The following is a 6,919-nucleotide window of genomic DNA, read 5'->3' on the forward strand; positions in this document are numbered from 1 at the left end:
CCTGACTTCGGCGTATGGCGCGGTCAAGGGCGTGTTTACATACAAGCAGTGTCCACGCTGTCGCGAGCAGTCGCTGCTGGCCGTGGACGATGGCTTTAAATGTGTGCGCGACGATATTTGCGGCTTCCACGCCGCCAGCGAGCGTGAGGTCGAAGAATTCAGCAAGGCGATGAGCGCAGTGGATGCGCGGGTGCTGGCATTGGCCAAGGGCCATGACGGGGCGTTTTCACGGCGGGCAGGCGGCGCGATCACGATCTCGCGCATGTTCTGGATCGTGACGCTCATCGTGCTGTGCTATTCCGTGTCCTGGCTCTTTGACGGGCGGCTCGGATATGCCGCACAGGTGCTCTTGGTTGCCCTGTGGACAGCTCTATCAGCCATCCGCTACGCGTATGCGGCGCACCGCTTGTCAGATGATCGGACGCTCAAGCCGTTGGCCTTTATGGCCAGCCCGGCGATGTGGTTCCCGTTGAAATCGGACTGAGTTCTCAACGCCATTTCTCCCGGCGGCTGTGGACCAGCGACATTGTTTCCGCCCTTATTCTGGCTGACCTCGACGGGTAGTCGAGGCGGTGGCACAATCAAGTCACCATTGTTGTGAAGGGGCTTTTGAGCCCAGTCAGTCATGAACCTCGATTTTTCAGGCCGATCCGCCAAGGCCTTTATGGGCGCCACCATCGCACAGGTTGCGCTCTTCCATGACCGTGATGGAAAGCTCGCCCCGCGCGTGCTCGTCAACGAATTCAGGCTCGGGTTAAAAAAGCGCATGGACTCCACTGCGTTCGAGGGCGCTCGGGTGGAGTATTACAACCCCGATGCTGTCGCCGCCTTCATGCTCGGCCAGGACGTCCGCTGGAAGACGATAGACACGTTCTACACGGACATGCTCGATTCAGACGATATCTACTGCGACGAGATTTCGATCGAAGACAGCGATGCCTACGATGGCATCCGCGCTGCTCATGGCGACGCTACGCCTACCCGCATTTGCGTCGCGTACCAGTTCTGCCTTCCCGCCGAAAAGGAGCAAGTGATCGCCCGGCTCCTGGCTGCAGAACGCGAAAGTGTGGGCGCACTGGCTACGCGGTTTTCGCAGGAGTGGGCACGACTGCATGAGTTCGATCCTGGGTTGCCGGTGCCTACAGCCGTACCCCTGTCCGATGAGTTGGCCAACCAAGTCGCGGACATTCTGGAATCCCACGTGGAGCGCACGCGGCAGGATGCCGGTAGTGCAGCTGCTCGCGAGGCGCTCGAAATGATCTCCGCGGATGTGATGGCGGGCGATTCCAACGGCTTGGCGGACATCGACGTGGCCATCGCTGCGCTGCTCCAGGCCCGCTCCAAGGTGTCTGCTGCCCTGGTGAATGCGCAGGTCCAGGAAAAGGGTGTGACGGCCGCAGCGCCGACGCCAGCGACGTCGGCTGACCGTTCTCCAGCTCCAGGGCTGTGAGCCATGCTGGCGTCATTCGTTGGGTGGCTCACTGAGCAGGTGAGCGCTCTGTGCGGTGCGTCGATCGCGCTGGCCACGGACTGGGTAGTTTGGCAACTGAATCAGCCCTTCACGCTTGCGCGGCTGGCGGAGGTGGCTGCAGCAGGGCTTTCGTGTTTCGGCGCCTACGTGATTGCCAGGCATGGCAACACGTTGCGATCCCGTCTAGGGTGGATCGCATGGCTCGCCTCCAACTCGCTGTGGATTGGGTTCGCGGTCTATAACGGTTTCTGGGCGATGGCCCTCATGCAAAGCTATTTTCTGTGGACGTCGTTCACAGGCCTCAAGAAAACCAAGGAGCCAGCGGTATGAATGCTCGTGAGCAGGAAACTGTGAAGAAAATGCAGGTGGCATTGGCCGAAGATGACTTCGCAGTTGAGGCGATATCGATCGGCATTCCCGCTTGGGCGAACCACGGTCTGGACTTGGAGCAAGAGGAGAGGCTGAAGGACGCTCTGCTGCGCATTCCCGGCGTGTCCGGTGTGACGCTCTATGCAGGCGGCACGCTGGAGATCAGTGAAGCGGTTCGGCTGGCCGAGATCCAGCGCAAGGCCACCGAGGTCTGCCGGGTGCATGCACTGAATCCTCCGCCATTGCGGAACGTTTCCGAAGAGGCCGTGTGGCGCTTCGGCGCTACCAAAGGCTCCATCTACATGTACCCCGCCGATGGCGGTGTGCAGGCTGGGTACAAGTGGGTAGCGACAACAGATCCAGAGCTGGTCGGTCTGCCGGAAGACCAGGAGGCGATGGAGGCCATGGCGCGGCAGCTGGCAGACAGTGCCAATGCCTGTCTCGGAATGAAGGACCCTGTGGCCGAGGTCGCGCAGCTGCGGGTTGCCAGCCAACGAGCCGCGGGCGCCGAGATGGATGGTGCTCAACGTGATCGCAGTGCTGCTGCATCTTCCGAACCTGGCCTCGGACGCTGAGTCTGGGACGCAGGATGAGCGGCAAGGCCTTTGACGAATGGTTTCACGTGCAGGGCCTGCGCGACCCTGCAGGCGAGCCTCTGGTCCTGTACCACGGGGCAAAGCACCCGGACGCCCTGACCAGTTTCACACCTGGCGGTCCAGTCGGAGCTGCTCTGACCGGAGATGCCTACGGTGTCGCTTCTTACTTCACCACCAGTGCTGGTGAGGCGGCTGCCTACATCGGCGAATCAGGGGCGGTGTTCCCGGTCTACGTGCGTGGTGAGCTGCTTGATGTGGATGGGACGCTGACGTCCGAGCAGCAGGAGCGGCTCACGCTGTTCGCCAATGAGCACTTGCTGCCTTCGGACAGGGCGCGTTTTTCCATGGGGCGAAAGCGCAGGGAACTGCAGGACCTGGCCGAGGCGAGGGAGTTCTTTGACACCCAGATGGAGAACTGGCGCCACTTCGGCGACGGCATGGAAAGGGCGAAGCCGGAGGTGCTGTCGAATGATCCCACGTTCGTGGTGGAGTACACCGACTTCGACGCACCGGTAGCGATCCAGAGTGGCGATGACGCTTTCACGTTGTTCAGGGCCGTAGGCTGGGACAACCTGATCGCCGCCGGCTTTGACGGCATGCGCATGCGGCGCGACGGTGGCCAGTCGTGGGTAGTAATGCATCGAACGGATGGCAACGTCAAGTCCGCGATCGGCAACGATGGTTCTTTCAACCACCACTCGGCAGACATACGATTCAGCGAGTTGCCCGACGAGGGCCGCGACACTGATGATGGTCACGGCGCTGCTTTGGTCGAGACCGGCTTCTGGGGCCGTGCTGGAGCTGGATCGGTTGTCGTAGCTCGCAGCACAGGCCGCGTACTCCTGCCCCTCCGATCGGAGGCAGTGCTGGAGCCGGGTACGTGGGGCACGTGGGGTGGGGCCATCGATCCCGGCGAGCAGCCTGCTGCAGCTGCGCAACGCGAACTGGTGGAGGAGGCTGGCCTGGACCCTTCGGTGCCGGTGGACATGGTGCCTCTCATGGTGTTTCAGAGCGGAGACTTTCGATACCACAACTTCGCGGCCGTGGTGGACGAGGAGTTCCAGCCCACCCTGAACTGGGAGTCGGACGCAAGCCTGTGGTGCGATCTGGATGGGCTTCCATTCCCCCTCCATCCAGGTCTGCAGGCTCTGATGAAGGATGCCAAAAGCGTCGAGGCGATTCGTGCCCAGGGGCCCAAACTGCCGAGCTTCACCGGGGAATTCTTGCGGTGGATCGAGGGCACAGTGGTGGTTGACCGTCGGATGCAACCCATGAAGGTGTTCCACGGATCGGCGGCGTCGGTGATTGAGCGGTTCCGCATTGGGGGCGATTCGAAGCTCGGGCATGGCCAGCAGATGCCGGCCATCTACTTCACGCCGTTGCGGGCCACGGCACAGGCCTACGCGAGAGCTGCCGTGAACGACCTCGATGCATCGAGGGCAGATGAAGGCACGGTGCATGAGGCGTACGTGGCACTGCGTCATCCCAGGCGATACACAGAGGTGGACGAGTTCGCTACAGCTGATCGTGCTCAATTGATCGCTGCTGGCCATGACGGCGCTGTGAGGCTCAATGCATTCGGCGAAGTCGTGGAGATCGCTGTGTTTGAGCCGTCGCAGGTTCGCCTGGCCAAAGACGCAGAATTCGGCGTCCATGCGACAAAGGACAGCATGCGTCGTGCGATTGCGGAGATCGTCAAGATGTGCCCAGAGGATCTGCCTTCTAGCATCGTGGTCACTACGGCTGACGAGTTACGGGCGACAGAAGCGCAAGAGCGTCAGCAAGCTTTCGACCGATGGTTCGGCGATAGCAAAGTCGTGGACGATCAGCGTAGGCCGTTGGTGGTGTATCACGGCACTCGCGTTGGCGGTATCACCGCATTTCGAGACGGTGGCTGGTTTGCTGACAGCGAGGTTGCAGCGCGGCAGTACGGAGAGGTGATCTACGAAGCCTATCTGCGGATTGAGCTGCCGGCAACCAATGATGATTTGGCTGAATTGTTCAGCGAATTCAAAGGCCGCAGATTCGATGAAGACGAGGACGGACCATCGCTGCGCGACTTGGCGTTCTATGACGAGGAGTTCCATCGGTTTGTGAAGGACGCTGGTCATGATGGCCTGATCGTTTACGACGACAGCATGGACATCGAGACGACTGCTTATGTCCCATTCGAGCCGACTCAGATCAAGAGTGCTACCGGCAACCATGGCGCATACGATCCGGCCGATCCGGACATCCGCCACAGCCTGAATGCTGGCCAGGATCTCGGCCGACAGGTCCAGGCCTGGCATGACCCCTCTTCGAACACCACGGTGTTCCTGGCCGATCGCATCCCCGCCGGCCGCGAGGCGGCGGTGTTCCTGCACGAGACCGTGCACCGCCACGGCCGCAGCGTGCTACCAGAGCGCACCTTCGACCAGCTGGTGGGCCAGGTGCACACCTGGGCTCAGCGCAGCGCCGGCACCGTGGAGCGCGAGATCTACGGCGCCGCGGCCCGCCGCGTGGCCATGGCCCGCGTGTCGGGCCCGGCGGCCGACGAAGAGCTGTTCGCGTATGCGGTGGAAGAGGCGGTGGCCAGGGGCGTGCAGCCCTCGGCCGCGGCGGCTGCCGGCAGCGCCCAGGCCTGGCTGCAGGCCGTGGTCGAGAGCATCCAGCGCATCGGTGAGAAGCTCATCGGAAACGCCCTGCAGGGACTCGATGGCCAGGACCTGGTGGACCTGGCCTACGCCCTGGCGCAGGTGGAGAACTCCGAGCATGGCCAAGATGTGCGGCGATCGCTGCAGGAGCTGTCTTTCAGTGGCATGGCGTTGTTGGCGACAGCCTCTCACATCAACGGCACGCTTCGGTTGCCAGGTGTGGTGGCCGATGTCATGGCGGAGCGTGGTGCATTCGTGTCGATCTACGAGTGGCGTGGTGATGGCACGGGGCGTACGCCAGATGCTTTGGAGGCGCTCCAGGCGTTTGGCGGCGGCAACGTCGTGGTGCACGATGCGGGCGAACCCGGGTCGGATGCTCTGAGGTACTGGCAGCTCATGCAGTCGCGTGGGCTCGTGCGCACGCTGCTGGATGATTTGGGCGCTCCTGTCCTGCCTGTCGAGGCGGAGCGAGATCCTGCACCTATGCGGTAGGGTACGGCGCCGCTGGGAAGATCGACACGCAGTAGCGCAGCAGGCAAAATGCAGGCTCCATAGTTGTGCCGGCGCTCAAGCGCCTTGATGCCCCATGAATGCCATCGCATCGCCCGCCGAGGTCCCTGCCTCGGCCGATCTCGACTCGTCTTATGTCGTCGTTGCTCCTTATCAGCTCGCGGAGTTCCAAAGGCGCCTCGGCAAGCTCAACGCCAAGGCCGAGAAGTTCGGCCTTCCGCCCATCACCATCCTGTCGAACACGCCCACCGTTTACGAGCGTGAGAGCGAGATGGTGGGGGGTGACATGGATCGCATCCTGACCACGCTTCGTCGGCTTCCGGAGGGCGTCGTGGCCAAGAATCCGGTGATCATGAACCGGCTGAAGATCGAGTACCCAGAGGTCAAGCTGGGCAACTGGCAGGTCGTTGGGCGCCTGGAGGCCTTCGAGGAGACGAATCTGCTGTTTGCGGTCACTGATCGCGAGGATGACCGTACCCAGGTCAGGGCTGCTTCCCTCCAGCCGATCTGTTGCGAGCATTGCAATTCCAAGCGCAAGCGCAAGGAGAGCTTCATCCTTCGAGATCTCGAAAGCGGTGAATACAAGCAGGTCGGCAGCAGCTGTCTGGAAGACCACACTGGCATCGATCCCGCAGCTGCCCTGTTCCTCGCCAAGATGTACGAGATGGTTCGTGTGACGGAAGGCGAGGCGGATGAGTTTGGCCGCGCCGGTCGCGCAAATGCGGTCAGCACGCTGGAATACCTGTCTCACGTCAGCTTTCTCGTGGAGCGCCATGGGTTCGTCTCGGCCGCCAAGGCGCGGGATGGCGGTGGGGCAGCCACGTACAGTGATGCGATCGATCTACCCTACGCCATGCAAGATTCGCGGGACCTCGCCCACCAGGTGCAGGCAGCTCGTGCGGAGAATGATGCCAAGGCGCAGGCCGTGCGCGAGTGGTATGCAGCCAAGAGCCCCGATAGTGATTTCGACCGCAATGTGCAGCTGCTCTTGTCGCGCGACTACCTGCACATCGACAGCCGTCATCTGGCGTTGGCCGCAGCCTCGGTCGCCCAGTACAACCGCGAGCACCAAGCTGAGCTTGAGCGCAAGGCGCCGAGTCGGCACATCGGTACGCCAGGTCAGAAGATGTCCGGAGTTGTCACGATCGACAGGGTGCTGGAGATCGACAACCCCTACGCCTACAACGCGCGCAGCTTCATCCTGTTGATGCGCGACGAGCTGGGCAATAGGATCAAGTGGAAGACATCGGCTGCCACGCAAGAGATGGTCAATGGCGCGGGCCGCACCATGAGTGCCTCCTTCAAGGTGAGCAAGCACGATGAGTACAAGGGGCAGC

General features: G+C 62.1%; 6 protein-coding genes. All 6 read left to right on the forward strand.

Annotated elements, in window-relative coordinates; genetic code table 11:
* The coding region (locus tag BM070_RS24940; RefSeq protein ID WP_175518599.1) for a hypothetical protein at positions 1-484 on the forward strand (484 nt) is incomplete at its 5' end.
* A 141-nt stretch (positions 485-625) separates the two neighbouring features.
* A complete protein-coding gene (locus BM070_RS23595) occupies positions 626-1,450 on the forward strand; it encodes a hypothetical protein (protein WP_092942748.1) in 825 nt (274 codons plus the stop codon).
* Positions 1,451-1,453: 3 nt separating this feature from the next.
* Positions 1,454-1,801, forward strand: coding sequence for a hypothetical protein (locus tag BM070_RS23600; RefSeq protein WP_092942751.1), 348 nt, complete (start codon positions 1,454-1,456; stop codon positions 1,799-1,801).
* On the forward strand, positions 1,798-2,415 hold the full coding sequence (locus BM070_RS23605; RefSeq protein WP_092942754.1) for a hypothetical protein: 618 nt from the start codon (positions 1,798-1,800) through the stop codon (positions 2,413-2,415). The genes BM070_RS23600 and BM070_RS23605 overlap by 4 nt, the downstream gene beginning before the upstream one ends.
* 14 nt (positions 2,416-2,429) lie before the next feature.
* The gene (locus BM070_RS25300) at positions 2,430-5,564 is read left to right on the forward strand and encodes an ADP-ribosyltransferase-containing protein (RefSeq protein ID WP_092942757.1); all 3,135 of its coding nucleotides are present in this window, start codon (positions 2,430-2,432) and stop codon (positions 5,562-5,564) included.
* 94 nt (positions 5,565-5,658) lie between these two features.
* The coding region (locus BM070_RS23615) for a hypothetical protein (RefSeq protein WP_092942760.1) at positions 5,659-6,919 on the forward strand (1,261 nt) is incomplete at its 3' end.

Origin of the sequence: Paracidovorax wautersii (genome assembly GCF_900113035.1) — a bacterium.
In the GTDB taxonomy this organism is placed as follows: Bacteria; Pseudomonadota; Gammaproteobacteria; order Burkholderiales; family Burkholderiaceae_C; genus Paracidovorax; species Paracidovorax wautersii.